The sequence below is a fragment of the Aquimarina rubra genome (genome assembly GCF_042684305.1).
GTDB classification, from domain to species: domain Bacteria; phylum Bacteroidota; class Bacteroidia; order Flavobacteriales; family Flavobacteriaceae; genus Aquimarina; species Aquimarina rubra.
The window spans coordinates 69,513-85,796 of sequence record NZ_JBHULE010000027.1 but is presented as its reverse complement, the minus strand read 5'-3'; the positions used below and the strand labels follow the sequence as shown (position 1 = coordinate 85,796).

The following is a 16,284-nucleotide window of genomic DNA, read 5'->3' as shown; positions in this document are numbered from 1 at the left end:
TGTACCCAAAAGTTTCCTCTTTTCAATGTTTTCGATTATTTCGTAATTCATAATTCGTTATTCGTAATTCCAAATGTATATTTGCGGATATGAACACAAATCCAAATGCTAAAGTTGTTTTAATTACCGGAGGGTCTTCTGGGATTGGTAAATCTATAGGGATCTTTCTGACCAATAAAGGGTATGTCGTATACGGAACCAGTAGAAATCCTTCTAGGTTTAATGATTTTGATGCTTTTACCTTACTTCAATTAGATGTTGCCGATAAAAAGAGTATCGCATCTGCAGTGGATATCATTGAAGAAAAGCACGGGCGATTGGATGTTCTGATAAATAATGCAGGAGCCGGAATTACAGGTCCATTAGAAGAGATTCCTGAAGAAGAAATTCTGAAGAATTTTACGACTAATTATTTTGGACCTATTAATGTCACCAAAGCTGTGTTACCAATCATGAGAAAACAAGGCAGTGGTTTGGTTATTAATATCACCTCAATCGCAGGATATATGGGATTGCCATACAGAGGTGTTTATAGTGCTTCGAAGGCTGCATTAGAAATAACTACCGAAGCCTGGAGAATGGAGTTGAAGACCTTTAATATTCATATGACTAATATTGCTCCTGGGGATTTTGCTACCAATATTGCAGCCGGACGATATCATGCCCCGGTTATCGAAGGATCACCTTATGAAAAATCTTATGGTGAGTCATTGAAATTAATGGATGAACACGTGGATGAAGGTATGAATCCTGATGAAATGGCTAAAGCCGTATATAAAGTTATAGAAACCCATAATCCAAAAGTACATTACAAGGTAGGAGCGTTTATGCAAAAATTTTCTGTTGTATTAAAGCGAATTTTACCAGATAAAGTATATGAGAAATTACTCATGAATCATTATAAGTTGTAATTTTATCTCCTCGAATGAGGAGATCTCATGAAGTTGATACTCATAAGATAAAGACAGAAACTTATGAATACTCAAAAATGTATGTAAGGACGAAAACGGAAAGATTACTCATAGCAATGACAATAATTTTTATATTCGCAGTCTAAAAGGATAAATCATAAATCTAAACACAACAATATGAAGTTTTTTATTGATACTGCTAACCTTGATCAGATTAAAGAAGCACAAGATCTGGGTGTACTGGATGGAGTAACAACGAACCCATCTTTAATGGCTAAAGAAGGTATCACAGGGAAAGAAAATATTATAGAACATTATAAAAAAATATGTGATATAGTAACAGGAGATGTAAGTGCCGAAGTAATTTCTACGGATTTCGAAGGTATTATTAAAGAAGGTGAGGAGCTTGCTAAACTTCATGATCAAATCATCGTAAAAGTACCGATGATCAAAGAAGGTGTAAAAGCAATAAAATATTTTAGCGATAATGGTATTAAAACCAATTGTACGCTTGTTTTTTCAGTAGGTCAGGCTTTATTGGCTGCAAAAGCAGGAGCAACCTATGTTTCTCCTTTTATTGGTAGACTAGATGATATTTCTACAGATGGGCTGAATTTAATTGCAGAAATCAGATTGGTGTATGATAACTATGGTTTTGATACACAAATCTTAGCGGCTTCTGTAAGACATACGATGCACGTAATTGATTGTGCAAAGATTGGCGCAGATGTGATGACAGGACCACTTTCGTCTATAGAAGGATTGCTAAAACATCCATTAACGGATATAGGTTTAGCAAAATTCTTAGCTGATTATAAAAAAGGGAATTAAATTCTCATAAATAGTAAAAACAAAAAACTGTTCTTTTAATCGAGAACAGTTTTTTGTTTTTGTATAGTTGCCAAGCTACTATAATTCATAAGTTGTTTTTCAAAGAATGGTGAAAATAAATCCGCATTAGGGTTTATTATTTTTCCGTCCTGATCAACAAGGATCACTTTGTTTGTATAATGAATTACTAACTCGTCTGATGAGCATTTAGGAAATTTAAATTCGTACTCACGATCTAGATTGTAATTATGTCTTTTAATCGTTTTTAACCAATTATCCGTTTGTTCATCATCTGTATTAATACCTATAAAATCAATCTCAGGATATATTTTACTTAAATAATTCGTTTTCTTGTGAGCCTTTATATAATGATCTTTTCTTTCTATAGACCAAAAATATAGAGCAGTAACAGGTTTTTCGAAAAGAGAAGATAACTTAGTCATCTCTCCGTTAGAAGAAATTAAATCTTGATCAGGAATGATATTATCAGGTTTTAATCTAGCTGTGGATTTTGCTAATTTTACAAGCTCAGTCTGAAATTTCTCATCACTACTTATAGACAAGTAATGATTTAATACTTTTTGTGAAGTGTAGTCGTTTTTATTGTCCAATATAAAATTTGTAGTGATCCCGCGTAAAAGGTTATTTTTAATATAGGAGTGCTGTATCATACTATCCACGAGGTCTAATTTGTACAGAGTATATTCAACCTTACTCTTTGAGAAAGATTTTTGATTCATATACTTGGTGTACGATGAGTTTGTGAAATAATGGTTCAGAAATCGATTATAAGAATATAACCTCATTAAATCATCATCATTAAAATTCAATTGCTTTTTGTAGTCAAAAAAATCTTCTGGAAAGCCTATTGAAGCATCCATGTTTTTCATTTTGGAATATTGATAGCGGTATAAAAACATTTCATATCTGGAATAGAAGTCATATTCAAAACTAGATTTACAGATTTTTTTAGAAAGATCGCTGAATTCATATTTATCGGTAAGACTATTAAATCTTTTTAATCTTATATTATATAATGAATCTTGTTCTTTTTTAAATTGTCTTGGAGTTTGTTTGACTCTTCTTTTTTCTAGATCTTCTCTTTCTAATTCATTTTGCAAAAACATATCAATCAAGAAGTTGTTTTTTCTGGAACCTCTACCTGTAAACACCAATGATTCATCAAATTCTAAAGTGTTTAATCGTAACAAAATACTATCACCTTTTTCTAACAGTACCAATTGGTATTCTGGATTATGTCTAAAAGAATACAATCCTTCTTTTAGTCCTTCTACGCGATGAGAAAATTGATTATTCTTGTCGAGATATATAGTATCTTTTTGTTTGTTATCTTTAAAAAGGACAATATAGTCGGTATGTGGATTTACAATTTCTCCACCAAAATAGATATAATCCTTTGCAACTTCAGTTTCAGAGTCACAGCTTAATAAACAAAAACCGACAATAGAGATACAAATACAATATTTTATCTTGAAGAAATACATTTTGGGCGCTATTATTTTACTGACAAACACTCAAAAATAAATGGAAAGACCTCCATGACTTGTTAAGAATACGTTAATTGTGTTATTATTAGCCAATGTCTAAACCAGACCATAATATAGTAATACTAGGTACTCTTTGAATTTATTGAGGAAAAAAAACAATTTATCCAGATAAATTCAAATGATAAATGATATGCTTACAAGTTTTACAATGTGTTATCAACCTATGTTCTGATAATAGAGCTTAAAATATACTATATTCTTTCAGGTTCTGAATCCATTTTTCTACTTTTGCCGAAAATACAATTTATAACTATGTTATCAGTTTCTAATCTTTCTGTTCAATTTGGTAAGCGTGTCTTATTTGATGAAGTAAATACTACCTTTTCGCAAGGTAATTGCTATGGTATTATTGGTGCTAACGGAGCCGGAAAATCTACGTTTCTTAAGATTCTTTCGGGAGTTACAGACCCAACCTCGGGTCATGTGCATTTAGAACCTGGAAAAAGAATGTCTGTTTTGGAACAAAATCATTATGCCTATGATGAATATACTGTGTTAGAAACGGTGATTATGGGTAACAAAGAATTGTATAAAATCAAAACAGAAATCGATGCGCTGTATGCGGATTATACAGATGAAAATGCTGAGAAAATAGGAGAACTTCAGGTACAATTCGAAGAGATGAACGGATGGAATGCAGATAGCGATGCCGCCACTATGCTTTCTAATCTAGGTATTAAAGAGGATCTTCACTATACCAGCATGGCAGATTTAGATACTAAACAAAGAGTACGGGTATTACTTGCACAATGTTTATTTGGTAATCCAGATGTGTTGATTATGGATGAGCCAACGAATGACCTGGATTATGAAACGATTTCCTGGTTAGAGAATTTCTTGGCTAATTATGAGAATACAGTGATTGTAGTTTCTCATGATCGTCACTTTTTGGATTCTGTATGTACCCATATTTCAGATATCGATTTTGGTAAAATCAATAACTATAGTGGTAATTATACATTCTGGTACGAGTCATCTCAATTAGCTGCACGCCAAAGAGCACAGCAAAATAAAAAGGCAGAAGAGAAAAAGAAAGAATTACAAGAGTTTATCGCCCGTTTTAGTGCAAATGTTGCAAAGTCAAAACAAGCTACTTCTCGTAAGAAAATGATCGAGAAACTTAACATCGAAGATATAAAGCCTTCTAGCCGTCGCTATCCAGCAATAATTTTTGAAAGAGATAGAGAAGCGGGAGATCAGATCCTTAATGTAGAAGGATTGGCAGCTAGCAATGAAGGAGATATTCTTTTTAAAGGAGTAGATATTAATTTGGCAAAAGGAGATAAAGTAGTAGTGTTTTCTAAAGACTCTCGAGCTACAACCGCTTTTTACCAGATTTTGAATAATAAACAAAAAGCAGACGCTGGTAAATTCTCTTGGGGAATTACAACTACGCAGTCTTATTTGCCGGCTGATAATAGTGAGTATTTTCAGAATGATCTAACATTGGTAGATTGGTTACGTCAATGGGCGACTACAGAAGAAGAACGTGAAGAAGTTTATATCAGAGGTTTTCTTGGTAAAATGATTTTTAGTGGAGAAGAAGCGCTAAAAAAGTCAAATGTGTTATCCGGAGGAGAAAAAGTACGTTGTATGTTATCTAAAATGATGATGACCAGAGCAAATGTATTAATGCTGGATGAGCCAACGAACCACTTAGATCTGGAATCGATTACAGCATTTAATAACTCATTAAAAAACTTTAAAGGAACCATTCTTTTTACAACACACGATCACGAATTTGCACAAACCGTGGCCAATAGAGTGATAGAACTAACGCCAAATGGAGTAATAGATCGCTATACTACTTTTGATGAGTATATGAGCGACAAAAAAATCAAGGAATTGCGTGAGAAAATGTATGCTGTTAATGTTTAATGAATACATTTCTAAGACAAAAAAAGTCTCGCAATATGCGAGATTTTTTTTGTTATTTTAATACCAAACCTTCAAATTTTATATACATATATTCTTTGATCGCAGATTCTAAAGTTTGCCGATTATTATTAAAGAAAGTATGATCAGTAATAAGTTGCATGATAAAATACTCATCCAATTTTATAAGTAATTCCGGCGAAACAGTTTTAAACATATTATTTTCAATCCCTAAAATGTAAAACTCTTTAAGATCTTTTAATAGGCCTTGCAAAAAATCTTCAATGATGTTCCAGGCATCGGGATAATGAATTTGTAATTGTTTTAGGTAAAAAGGGGAAATATCTTTAACACCTTCTGCAAGAATCTTAGCTAAGGTTTCATATTGATAATTTAATCCGGATAGTTCTCCGGAAATTTCATTTTTATATGTCTTAAGTTGGTCGATTCTAACCTGTGTGATATATTCAAAAATTTCCTCTTTAGTTACGAAGTATTGATAGATAGTAGATTTACTCTTGTTCATTAACAAAGCTAAATCATCTATGGTAAGCTCACCTAACTCCGTCTGTGCAAGTTTTGGAAGGAGCGCTTGTGTCCATTGCTCTACTTTTTTGGTTTTATCTTTTCTTTCTCGATGAATTGATTTTCTTCCCATATTTGGTATTTTCTAATAATCGAACTATATTTGATTAAATAGTTCGAAAAAATAAAATATCTTTTTCAAACATAACCATTTGACCTGTGAAAAATCAAGCAGTTTGGCAAAAATATTCAGGAAAAGTAGCTTGGCCAACAATAATTTTGTTTTCCGTTTTATGTATTGGATATATTTTGCTTTGGAAATTTTATTTATCAGGGCTCTGGCCAATATGGACCGCCATTATTGGAGCTGTATTAGCTTATGGAATGTTTACAATTGCCCACGAAGCTAGTCATGGTAATATTTCTGGAGGAGTTCAGTCTTTTGTGAAATTAGAAAAAGTCTTGGGTTGGGTATCTAGTTTCTTTTTGTTATTTCCTTTTTCTGCATTTGTGGTAATACATCTTAGGCATCACGCGCACACAAATGACCCAGTAAATGATCCGGATCATTATGTTAATGGTAGTAACCCTTTATCAATTTTCTTTCGTTGTCTAACATTGATCGCCTATTATTTTGAATTGGCGTTAGGTAAGCACAGTAAAAAGAACGAAGCAATGAATAAAATTAGAGGTCAATCCATTTTATTTTTATTTTTTCTAATTACGATCTTAAGCACTGTGATTTTTTTAGGATATGGAAGTGCATTATTTTTTGTATTTATTTTATCAGCACTTATTGCAGCACCAGTATTAGCTTTTTCTTTTGATTGGTTACCGCATTATCCGCATAATAATTTAAGTAGGTATCGTAATACACGTATTATTACGATTCCAGGCTTAGAGTTTTTGTCACTATACCAAAGTTACCACCTAATACATCATTTACACCCTAGAGTGCCTTTTTATAAATATAGAAGTTGCTTTTTGGATATGGAATCCGAATTATTAGAAAAACAATCTGTGATTGAGGGTTATAGAGATCAGGACTTAAAATTGTTAGATAAAAAAAATACATATTCAGATATTCAATTAGGGAAAAAATGGAATTATGTTTTAGAAGTAGAAGAAGTATATAGAGAAACATCAAACACTATTAAACTTGTTTTCAAGAATTTAGACCAGATTCCTTTTCTTTATGAAGCTGGTCAATATGTAGTCATTTCAGACTTAGTCAATGAAGATTTAATAAGTAGATGTTATTCTATTTGTGAGGATCCTGTTTCAGGAAAGCTTGCGGTAGCTATAAAAAGAATTGCAGGAGGGAAGTTATCTAATCATTTGGTAAATGCTATTAAGGAGAAAGATAAACTGAGAGTTTCTGGTCCATTTGGTAAGTTTTTGTTGCCAAAAAGTATTAATAAACCATTTGTATTTATTGCTGGTGGAAGCGGTATTACGCCTATTATGTCTATGATCAAATTTGTTTTAAGGACTTCAGAAGAAAAAGTGACATTACTTTATGGATCTAGGAGTAAAGAAGAAGTAATCTTTGATCAAGAACTTAAAGAACTTTCTGGACATTATCCAAACCGTTTAGATATATTATTAAGTTTCGAAATATTAAATGTAGACTTACAATATGAGTATTTATTAAAGTTATCGGTAGATTCCTATTTTTATATATGTGGTCCATCGGCAATGATGGAGGCTTCTAAGAAAGTATTAAGTAAGCTTGGTGTTTTGGATGACTTAATTAAAGTGGAAGAATTTTCTCAGAACTTTAATAAACTTTCTGGTGTAAAACGTAAGATTGATATAGCGATGAGTGGTAACAAATTTTCTTTTAACACTGATAGTTCTGAGACAATATTACAAGGGTCGATTAAAACTAAAAATACATTACCACATGCTTGTAAAATGGGGGATTGTGGTACTTGTAAAGCTTTATTGATAAAAGGAGAAGTAAACTGGAATTCTAAGAAAGATATAGCTCTTTTAAAGAATGAAATAAATCAGGGATATATACTTACTTGTATGTGTACTCCACAAACCGATATAATATTAAAAGTATGAAAATTGAAGAGACATATGATTATGTTATTATAGGTAGCGGTTTTGGAGGATCTGTAAGTGCATTGCGTCTTTCTGAAAAAGGATACAAAGTTTTAGTCATCGAAAAAGGAAAATGGTATGAGCCTGAAGATTTTCCAAAAACGAATTGGAATCTTCGGAAATGGTTGTGGGTTCCTTTTTTAAGATGGTTCGGCATCATGAAAATGTCTTTTTTTAAACACGTTGTAGTGATTTCAGGAACTGGAGTAGGAGGTGGGTCTTTGGTGTATGCAAATACACTTCCTGTTCCTAAGAAAGAATTCTTTACCTCTGGTAGCTGGAAGAATCTGGCAGATTGGCAATTAGAATTAAGACCGTTTTATCAAACCGCATTAAAAATGCTGGGCGCTCAGAAAAATCCTCAACTTTTTGATGGCGATAAGGCGCTTCGAGAGTTAGCAGATAACTTGAATATAAAAGAGGATTTCTCTGCTACTGATGTTGCTGTTTTTTTCGGAACGCCCAATAAAACAGTTCCCGATCCATATTTTGATGGAAAAGGACCTGATCGCACAGGTTGTAACTTTTGTGGTGGTTGTATGACTGGATGTAGAGTAGGAGCAAAAAATACACTGGATAAAAACTATTTATACTTGGCACAGCAATTAGGAGCGCATATTTTGGCAGAAAATGAAGTTTTAGATGTAGTGCCTGATAAAGATGGATATCATGTGAAATATGTATCGTCAACAGGCTTTTTTAGTTCTAAAAGAACCGTAAAAACTAAGGGTGTTATTTTTTCTGGAGGGGTTTTGGGTACCGTTAAATTACTATTGAAGTTGAAGCAGAAATCTTTGCCTAAATTGTCGAATTGCTTGGGAACAGATATTAGAACCAATAATGAAAGTCTCATTAGTGTGACTAATCATAATGGTAAGAAGGATATGTCTAAAGGCGTAGCTATTGGATCAATTTTAAACACGGATGAAAACAGTCATCTAGAAATTGTACGATATGCAAAAGGTTCCGGTTTTTGGAGATTGTCTCATTTACCATTAACCCATGGAAAAAACACCATCATCAGGGTCACAAAAATGGTTACTAGTTTTTTTAAGTCACCATTGGCATATCTTAAATTATATACAACAAAAAACTGGGGTAAGAGCACGGCTATTTTATTGTTTATGCAAACATTAGATAGTACCCTGAAATTTAAACTAAACTCATTAGGTAAAATGAACACCACAGTAACCGAGGGTAAAAGACCAAGTGCTTTTATTCCACAATCGCTTCATCTGGCTAAACAATATGCAGCAATAACAGAAGGCAAAGAAACGGTTTTTGGTTTAGAACCACTTGCGGGGATTCCATCTACTGCTCATATCTTAGGAGGTGCAGTTATGGCAGCAAATTCTAATGAAGGTGTTATCGATAAAAACAATAAAGTTTTTGGTTATGAAAATATGTATATCTGCGATGGATCGATGATCTCTGCCAATCCAGGAGTGAATCCTTCTTTGTCAATTACTGCGATAACCGAAAGGGCCATGAGTAAAATACCATCTAAAAAATGTTAATTTAATCTCTTTTATTGTTTTGAAAATGTCTGAAAATTAAGAATCCGCCATATGCTATAAATGAAACCGTGAGTATAATTCTGTAATCCCATTCTGATCCAGCCTGAGTTCTTTGGTATAATCTAAAACTGCCAAACAAAACCAGCGCTATACCGATCATGAAATCCCAGTTTTTCCTAGGCATTTTATTTTCTTCTTCCATAAGCTCCTAAGATAAGCTTTTTTCGATAATAGGAATTGCTTCTTCTACGTCGGTCTTTTTTACAAAAAGCTGAATATGGTCAGGAATTCCACCACCAAAACCTGCCGCCATACCAGATTTCATATCATCTCTGGTTATAGAATTAATACCACTATCCTGAAGTAAGTTTTGAAGAAATTGAATATTAATTAAACTACCGGTATACACTCTTTCGTATTCACTTTCGGGAAACATATGTTATTATTAAGCGTTAAAATATTTACTATCCCAGATTGCAGTATTGAAATTTTTACCTAAAGCAAATCCGTAGAATAAAACAACAGCTGCAACAGATTTAAACATAAAGAAAAATATCATTATAAATTCAGAGGTAGTACTTTCTTTACTAAACAATCCCTGTGGGACCATAAAGGTAATTAAAAGACTCACTAAAAAAGTAAGAATCAATAAATTTTCGAAACTTTTAAAGAACCACATCATCAACTTACGAAAAGGGTGCAGATCATCTCCCCATTTATGAATTAAATAATAATAATCATTTCCTATGGGAGCAAAAAGTAAAGGATCATCAGCATTGGCTAATTTAAATAGTTTTGAAGGAGCAACAATTTTAAAACCTTTTAACTCAATTTCATGAACTTTCTCAAGATCCTTTATTTTTGATAATGCCTCCTGAGGAAGTTTACCTTTAAAATATTTAGAATCTAAAAAACGTAATCGATAATCAATACAGATTTTTTTGATCTGATTGATGTGATAGATCTTTGAACTTTCTAGATGGTCAAATACAAAATCATTTTCTACAGCGGGAGTACCGTTTTCTAATGTTCTAATAATACGATCATTCTTTTTGTTTTCCTCACTAAAAATAGCTTGAATTTGTAATTCCCAACTTCCCGGATCAAATTGTTTGTTTCGTAATTGAGTTAGCTTTTTTTCTACGTTGGTTTTAGGAAACATCATTTTTTCTTTCTTTAGCATCACTAAATTAAGTATTTATGATCTGGATTACAAGATTTTAGTGTTTTTAACAACTGTTGAATCAAACCTTTCACTAAAGAGATTCTTACCAATAAAAAAAGCCTTTGAAATTTTCAAAGGCACTTTTTAAAATATCTATATATAGATCAATTTTTTTATCTCAGTTCTGCTCCTAATTTATTTTCAAAACTGTGTTGCAGCTTATTCATAATTTTATCAATTTGTTTATCTGTAAGTGTTTTGTGTTCATCTTGTAACGTAAAACTAACTGCATATGATTTTTTACCTTCTGGTAAATTCTTGCCTTCATAAACGTCAAATAAATTGATGTTTTTTAGCAGTTGCTTTTCTGTTTGCTTAGCAATGGTATGAATTTCTTCAAAAGTTACGGCATTATCAAGCAAAAGAGCAAAGTCACGACGCACTTCCGGAAACTTAGGGATATCCGTAAACTTAATCTTAGTACGTCTTGCAAATTCCAGAATGGTATCCCAATTAAAATCAGCATATAATACCTCCTGGGAAATAGAAAAATGTTTTAATACAGACCTTCTAATAATACCAAACTCTACTAATTTTGATTTACCCAAACTATAAACAACACCTTCAGAAAAGATATCGTTCTTAACCGGAGATGTCTTTGAAGTTTTAATACCTAAACGATTCAAAATAGCTTCTACAATTCCTTTCATATAAAAGAAATCACCGCTTTCTTGTGCTACTTTCCAGTTTTCATAGGTTTTATTTCCTGTGATTGTTAAACTTAAATGTTTGTTTTCAATTCTACCGCTTTCATAGTTGTGGTATGTTTTTCCAAATTCGAACAACTTAAGGTCAGAACGTTTTCTATTGATATTATAAGAAACTGCTTCTAAACCAGAAAATAATAATGATTGTCGCATTACCGCTAAATCATTACTTAATGGATTAAGCATCTCTACATTGTTTTCTGTTTTTAATTGCTCTGATAATGAAATATACTCAGGAGATGTCAGAGAGTTTGCCAGCATTTCGTAAAAACCCTGACCAACCAACTGATTCGAAATAGTGTTTTGAACGTTATGATCAGAAAATTTATCAATATTAGCGATAGAAGCATTTAGCTTTTGAGTAAACTGTATATTGTTATATCCATACACTCTCAAAATTTCTTCAATAACATCGGCTTCTCTCTGAACATCGTTACGATATGCAGGAATAGTAAGTCCAAGACCACTTTCTGTTATATTATTTACTTTAATTTCCAAAGAACTCAAAATATCCTTTATAGTTTCTTGTGGTAATTCTTCTCCAATTAATTTTGCTGTATTTTCAAAGGACAAAAACACCTGAAAATCTTCCGTTTTTTTAGGATACAAATCAATAATATCACTGGTAATATCCCCACCTGCAAGTTCTTGTATAAGTAAGGCTGCCCTCTTTAGTGCATATTCAGTAATATTAGGATCGATACCTCTTTCAAACCTAAACGATGCATCCGTATTTAACCCGTGACGCTTAGCAGTTTTACGAACGCTTACAGGATTGAAGTAAGCACTCTCTAAGAAAATTGAAGTTGTACTTTCTGTAACACCAGAATTAATTCCACCAAAAACTCCAGCAATACAAAGAGGTTTTTTGGCATCACATATCATTAGATCTTCTTCGTGTAATTCACGTTCTACCTCATCAAGCGTAGTAAACTTTGTACCTGCTTTTAAAGTTTTAACTTCTATGCTGTTTCCTTCTATGTAGTGCGCATCAAAAGCATGTAAGGGTTGCCCTAGTTCGTGCAAAACGTAATTTGTTATATCTACTACATTATTTTTTGGGGTAATACCAATTGCTTTGAGTCGATGTTGTAACCAGGAAGGAGATTCGGCTACTTTTAACCCCGAAATTGTAACACCACAATACCTTGGTGCCAGTTCAGGATTTTTTACTTCGATGTCAAATTTGTGTAACCTATTATCTACTTTAAAGTTACTAACAGATGGTGTGATTAGTTCCAGATTAAGATCTTTTTGCTGTAGTCCGGCTTTTAGGTCTCTGGCAGTTCCCCAATGACTCATAGCATCCGCACGATTGGGTGTTAACCCAATTTCAAATACGTGGTCATTTTCGATATCAAAAATATTGGCAGCAGGAGTCCCGACAGAAATGTCTTTATCCAGTACCATAATACCATCGTGACTTTTGCCAAGCCCTAACTCATCTTCGGCACAGATCATACCGTGACTTTCTTCTCCCCGGATTTTACCTTTTTTAATCTTCCATTCTTTGCCTTCTTCATCATACAATTTAGTCCCAATTGTAGCCACAGGAACTTTTTGACCTTCAGCAACATTTGGAGCTCCACAAACAATTTGTACTGGCTCTCCGTTCCCCAAATCTACTTTGGTGATTTTAAGTTTGTCTGCATTGGGGTGTTGCTCACAACTAATTACCTGTCCTACTATTACACCTTCTAACCCTCCTTTTACACTTTGGTAGGTTTCGATTCCTTCTACTTCAAGCCCTAAATCCGTGAGTAATTCTCCAGCTTTTTCTGCTTCCCAATCAAGCTTGATAAATTGCTTCAGCCAGTTATATGAAATTTTCATTAATGATGATTCTGAAATTAGGCGGTAAAGATACTACTTTGGGTAAAGTTGACAAACAAGAAATCTTTCTTATGTAAAATAAAAAAGTGTATTTTTAAAATAAATATTCACCTAACCAAATAGTATTATGAAAACAATAACTAATTTTTTTGCTTGTATGTGTTTATTCGGAATTATTTCTTGTACCGATAAGAAAAAAGAAGAGGAAGAAACAAAAGCGGCTGTAGAACAGATTGAATCTGTAGAACAAGAATTAGACAAAGTAACAAAAGAAGTCGAAACAAAGGCTGAAGAGCTTGAGGATTCTCTTAAAGATCTGGATAGCATTTGATCTAAGTAATTATTAATAAACTTTTTTCATACCAACAACTAATAGTAACTTAAACAATATTATAATGAAATTATTTAGAATTGTGATGATATCAATGATGGTTTTCGTTTTTGGAAACCATGTAACTATAGCTCAAGGAAAATCTAAAGAAGCTAAAGAAAAAGTAACCCAAAAAAAGAATAAAGGGCAAGAGAAGCTTAAAGAAGCTAAGGAAAAATCTGAAGGTAAGCTTGATAAAGAAAAGCAAAAAGGAAAAGATAAAATAAAAGAAGCGAAGGATAAGGGTAAAGAAAAGGGTGATGATCTAGTAGAAGAAGGCAATAAGCTAAAAGGAGAAGCCAAGAAAGCAGAAAAAACGGCTGAAAAAGAAGCTAGAAAGGCTGAGAAAATGGCTGAGAAGGAAGCAAGGAAAGCAGAAAAGAATACTGAGAAAGAAATAAAAGGAAATGCTTACGGTAAAAATAAAGAGGGTCTTACAGGAAGAGCGTTTGGAAAGGCAAGAGCTGCGGATGCAAAAGAAAAAGCTGAAAAAAGTGAAAAACAGCTAGGCGAAAATGAAGAAAAGTTGCAGAGAGGAAGAAATAAGATAGCTGCTGCCAGAGAACGATTGGCAAAAGCAAAAGCAAAAGAAGGGGACGATGCTTTGACACCAGAGGAGATTGCAGAAAAGGAAGCCAAGATTGCCAAAGCAGAAGAGAAACTAAAGGCCCTTGAAGAGTCGTTAAAAAAAGGAAGAAAAAAAGTAAAAGAGGAAAGTGATAAACTTGATAAAGTGTATCCTAAAGAGCAATAATTTTTCTTAGTAAGCAGCCTTTTGATTTTAAAAATGGCTGCTTATTTGATTAAGAAGAAGGCGATAATGTATTGATAATTATTATTAAACAAGAATATTATGTATTTTTGAGCTATAATTAATTACCATATAAGCCCTAAATGAAAACATTTAAATTAATTATGTTGTCCTTGTTTTTCTTAGGATTAGGAAATCACAAAACTATTGCACAACAAACAGATAGAAGCAAACCAGAACAATATCTGCCAAATTCGGTAAAGCCGAAGTCAGCAGCTAAGTCAAAGGTACAAACAAAAGGAAAAAATATTGACCTAGTAAATACCTCAGAAACGGCAAAATTGTATTCCAAAGAAGAAAAGGAAGCTAGAGCATTGACTGCTAGAAAGTCTAAAGAAAGTGGAAAAGGAAACATTACACCCGAACAAGCGAGAAGGCAGAGAGAAGCGAGAATAGCTGCTATCATAGAGGCAAATAAAACTAAAAAGAAAACGACCTCAAAAAGGAAAACAAAAACTAATTAATCTTTTACAACTGTAAAACATATTGACAATTCATATAAGCTGTCTAGTTAGATCCAACCATCTCTCTAGACAGTTTTTTATATTCACACAAACTTATGAATAAACACATAATACTAGTAGCATCTGTACTCTTAATGTTCTCTTGTAAAGAAGAGAAATCAAACAATGATATATTGCTAAAAAGTGGTCCTTGGAAAGCATCCCTAACATTGCAAGATGATAAAGAATTGCCTTTTTTGTTTGAAGTGTTTGATGACCAAACTTTAAAAATTTTTAATGCAGAAGAAGTAATAGATGTTGATGAGGTGAGAATCGAAAACGATTCCGTATTTATTAAATTTCCTGTTTTTGAAGGATATATAGCGGCAAAATTTGAGGATTCTTTAACGATTTCTGGAAGTTTTATTAAAGAAAGTCTGGACAGAATTGTTCCTTTCAAGGCAGTTTTTGGAGTAAAAGATAGATTTGATATTACTTCAAAACCGTCAGCAAATATAGAAGGGAATTGGGAAGCTGTTTTTAGTAAAGACGCTCCCGAAGATCGATATATTGCCAAAGGAATTTTTAAGCAAAATGGGAATGTAGTTACGGGAACTTTTAGAACTACTACAGGAGATTATCGTTTTCTGGAAGGAGTACTAAACAATAACCTACTAGAGTTATCGGCTTTTGATGGAGCACACGCTTTTTTGTTTACGGCAGAAGTAACTGATAGTATAATGAACGGACATTTCTATTCCGGCAATCATTGGAAAGAACCTTTTACAGCGATCCGAAACGACGAATTTGAACTTCCTTCCGAAGATTCTCTAACTTTTATTAAAAAAGGCTATGATAAATTCGAATTTAGCTTTCCGGATGCGAAAGGAAATCAGGTCTCGCTTGAAGATGATCGTTTTAAAGATAAGGTAACGATGGTTCAAATTATGGGAACCTGGTGCCCTAATTGTATGGATGAAACCAAATATTATGTAGATTATTATAAAAAAAATAAGGATAAGGATATAGAATTTGTTGCCCTTGCTTTTGAATATGCTAAAACTTCAGAAAAAGCATTCAAATCAATCGAGAGGTTACGTTCTAAACTTAAGGTAGAATACCCTATTCTTTTGGCTCAATATGGAACATCTAATAAAGAAAAGGCGCAGGAAAAGCTACCAATGCTCAATCATGTATTATCATATCCTACGACAATTTTTATCGATAAAAAAGGAAAAGTACGTAAGATCCACACAGGTTTTAATGGACCGGCTACAGGTCAGAAGTATATTGATTTTAAAAATGAGTTCGAAGGCTTTGTTAACCAGCTGTTAAAAGAATAGAGGATTTAACAATTATTAGGACTTCTGTTTTTACTTTAACACTACCGTAACATCAGGATTAACAATATCATATTATTATTGTTGGGAGTGTATGATTTTTCTCTCATATATAATCCAATAAATAATTCAAACAATTCAGTTATGAAATGAGCCTTGATGATTAGGTAGCTACTTTCCTTGATGATTATTGGCGAATTCCATCTGACCAGTAAA

15 protein-coding genes are annotated in these 16,284 nt (G+C 32.9%); 9 read left to right on the top strand and 6 right to left on the bottom strand.

Annotated elements, in window-relative coordinates:
* Positions 1-89 precede the first annotated feature (89 nt).
* A complete protein-coding gene (locus ACFSR1_RS19535) occupies positions 90-911 on the top strand; it encodes an SDR family oxidoreductase (RefSeq protein WP_378294736.1) in 822 nt (273 codons plus the stop codon).
* Positions 912-1,088: 177 nt separating this feature from the next.
* Positions 1,089-1,742 carry a fructose-6-phosphate aldolase gene (gene fsa / locus ACFSR1_RS19530; RefSeq protein ID WP_378294735.1) on the top strand — a complete coding sequence of 218 codons (654 nt, stop codon included), beginning with the start codon at positions 1,089-1,091 and terminating at the stop codon, positions 1,740-1,742.
* A 35-nt stretch (positions 1,743-1,777) separates the two neighbouring features.
* Here the strand turns inward: fsa and ACFSR1_RS19525 are convergent, their stop codons facing one another.
* Positions 1,778-3,247, bottom strand: coding sequence for a TlpA family protein disulfide reductase (locus ACFSR1_RS19525; RefSeq protein ID WP_378294734.1), 1,470 nt, complete (start codon positions 3,245-3,247; stop codon positions 1,778-1,780).
* Positions 3,248-3,562: 315 nt separating this feature from the next.
* On the opposite strand from ACFSR1_RS19525, the gene ACFSR1_RS19520 reads away from it, so the two are divergent.
* Entirely contained in the window at positions 3,563-5,188 is a 1,626-nt protein-coding gene (locus ACFSR1_RS19520; RefSeq protein ID WP_378294733.1) for an ABC-F family ATP-binding cassette domain-containing protein, read from the top strand.
* A 52-nt stretch (positions 5,189-5,240) separates the two neighbouring features.
* Here the strand turns inward: ACFSR1_RS19520 and ACFSR1_RS19515 are convergent, their stop codons facing one another.
* Positions 5,241-5,843 carry a TetR/AcrR family transcriptional regulator gene (locus ACFSR1_RS19515; protein ID WP_378294732.1) on the bottom strand — a complete coding sequence of 201 codons (603 nt, stop codon included), beginning with the start codon at positions 5,841-5,843 and terminating at the stop codon, positions 5,241-5,243.
* An 86-nt stretch (positions 5,844-5,929) separates the two neighbouring features.
* Here ACFSR1_RS19515 and ACFSR1_RS19510 point away from each other — a divergent pair, with 86 nt between their 5' ends.
* A complete protein-coding gene (locus tag ACFSR1_RS19510) occupies positions 5,930-7,783 on the top strand; it encodes a fatty acid desaturase (RefSeq protein ID WP_378294731.1) in 1,854 nt (617 codons plus the stop codon).
* Complete coding sequence (locus ACFSR1_RS19505; RefSeq protein WP_378294730.1) at positions 7,780-9,339, top strand: GMC oxidoreductase; 1,560 nt, start codon at positions 7,780-7,782, stop codon at positions 9,337-9,339. The genes ACFSR1_RS19510 and ACFSR1_RS19505 overlap by 4 nt, the downstream gene beginning before the upstream one ends.
* 1 nt (position 9,340) lies before the next feature.
* On the opposite strand, the gene ACFSR1_RS19500 is transcribed toward ACFSR1_RS19505, so the two are convergent.
* The 4 genes from ACFSR1_RS19500 to pheT form a co-directional block, all read right to left on the bottom strand.
* The gene (locus ACFSR1_RS19500) at positions 9,341-9,541 is read right to left on the bottom strand and encodes a hypothetical protein (protein WP_378294729.1); all 201 of its coding nucleotides are present in this window, start codon (positions 9,539-9,541) and stop codon (positions 9,341-9,343) included.
* A gap of 6 nt (positions 9,542-9,547) precedes the next feature.
* Positions 9,548-9,775, bottom strand: a complete 228-nt coding sequence (locus ACFSR1_RS19495) for a putative signal transducing protein (RefSeq protein ID WP_299222978.1) — start codon at positions 9,773-9,775, stop codon at positions 9,548-9,550.
* A 9-nt stretch (positions 9,776-9,784) separates the two neighbouring features.
* On the bottom strand, positions 9,785-10,504 hold the full coding sequence (locus ACFSR1_RS19490; protein ID WP_378294728.1) for a hypothetical protein: 720 nt from the start codon (positions 10,502-10,504) through the stop codon (positions 9,785-9,787).
* A 173-nt stretch (positions 10,505-10,677) separates the two neighbouring features.
* A complete protein-coding gene (gene pheT / locus ACFSR1_RS19485) occupies positions 10,678-13,104 on the bottom strand; it encodes a phenylalanine--tRNA ligase subunit beta (protein WP_378294727.1) in 2,427 nt (808 codons plus the stop codon).
* Between the two features lie 127 nt (positions 13,105-13,231).
* Between pheT and ACFSR1_RS19480 the strand changes: the two genes are divergently transcribed.
* The 4 genes from ACFSR1_RS19480 to ACFSR1_RS19465 all read left to right on the top strand — a co-directional run bounded on the left by ACFSR1_RS19480 (position 13,232) and on the right by ACFSR1_RS19465 (position 16,071).
* A complete protein-coding gene (locus ACFSR1_RS19480) occupies positions 13,232-13,435 on the top strand; it encodes a hypothetical protein (RefSeq protein WP_378294726.1) in 204 nt (67 codons plus the stop codon).
* Between the two features lie 64 nt (positions 13,436-13,499).
* Positions 13,500-14,228: a hypothetical protein gene (locus ACFSR1_RS19475; RefSeq protein ID WP_378294725.1), complete on the top strand. Its 729-nt coding sequence runs from the start codon at positions 13,500-13,502 to the stop codon at positions 14,226-14,228.
* Positions 14,229-14,368: 140 nt separating this feature from the next.
* Positions 14,369-14,749: a hypothetical protein gene (locus ACFSR1_RS19470; RefSeq protein ID WP_378294724.1), complete on the top strand. Its 381-nt coding sequence runs from the start codon at positions 14,369-14,371 to the stop codon at positions 14,747-14,749.
* Positions 14,750-14,844: 95 nt separating this feature from the next.
* Positions 14,845-16,071 carry a peroxiredoxin family protein gene (locus tag ACFSR1_RS19465; protein ID WP_378294723.1) on the top strand — a complete coding sequence of 409 codons (1,227 nt, stop codon included), beginning with the start codon at positions 14,845-14,847 and terminating at the stop codon, positions 16,069-16,071.
* The last annotated feature ends 213 nt before the right edge of the window (positions 16,072-16,284 follow it).

Coding starts and splice junctions, on each gene's coding strand:
- ACFSR1_RS19535 (WP_378294736.1), top strand. CDS start 90: ATGAACACAAATCCAAATGCTAAAGTTGTTTTAATTACCGGAGGGTCT.
- fsa (WP_378294735.1), top strand. CDS start 1,089: ATGAAGTTTTTTATTGATACTGCTAACCTTGATCAGATTAAAGAAGCA.
- ACFSR1_RS19525 (WP_378294734.1), bottom strand. CDS start 3,247: ATGTATTTCTTCAAGATAAAATATTGTATTTGTATCTCTATTGTCGGT.
- ACFSR1_RS19520 (WP_378294733.1), top strand. CDS start 3,563: ATGTTATCAGTTTCTAATCTTTCTGTTCAATTTGGTAAGCGTGTCTTA.
- ACFSR1_RS19515 (WP_378294732.1), bottom strand. CDS start 5,843: ATGGGAAGAAAATCAATTCATCGAGAAAGAAAAGATAAAACCAAAAAA.
- ACFSR1_RS19505 (WP_378294730.1), top strand. CDS start 7,780: ATGAAAATTGAAGAGACATATGATTATGTTATTATAGGTAGCGGTTTT.
- ACFSR1_RS19500 (WP_378294729.1), bottom strand. CDS start 9,541: ATGGAAGAAGAAAATAAAATGCCTAGGAAAAACTGGGATTTCATGATC.
- ACFSR1_RS19495 (WP_299222978.1), bottom strand. CDS start 9,775: ATGTTTCCCGAAAGTGAATACGAAAGAGTGTATACCGGTAGTTTAATT.
- ACFSR1_RS19490 (WP_378294728.1), bottom strand. CDS start 10,504: ATGATGTTTCCTAAAACCAACGTAGAAAAAAAGCTAACTCAATTACGA.
- pheT (WP_378294727.1), bottom strand. CDS start 13,104: ATGAAAATTTCATATAACTGGCTGAAGCAATTTATCAAGCTTGATTGG.
- ACFSR1_RS19480 (WP_378294726.1), top strand. CDS start 13,232: ATGAAAACAATAACTAATTTTTTTGCTTGTATGTGTTTATTCGGAATT.
- ACFSR1_RS19475 (WP_378294725.1), top strand. CDS start 13,500: ATGAAATTATTTAGAATTGTGATGATATCAATGATGGTTTTCGTTTTT.
- ACFSR1_RS19470 (WP_378294724.1), top strand. CDS start 14,369: ATGAAAACATTTAAATTAATTATGTTGTCCTTGTTTTTCTTAGGATTA.
- ACFSR1_RS19465 (WP_378294723.1), top strand. CDS start 14,845: ATGAATAAACACATAATACTAGTAGCATCTGTACTCTTAATGTTCTCT.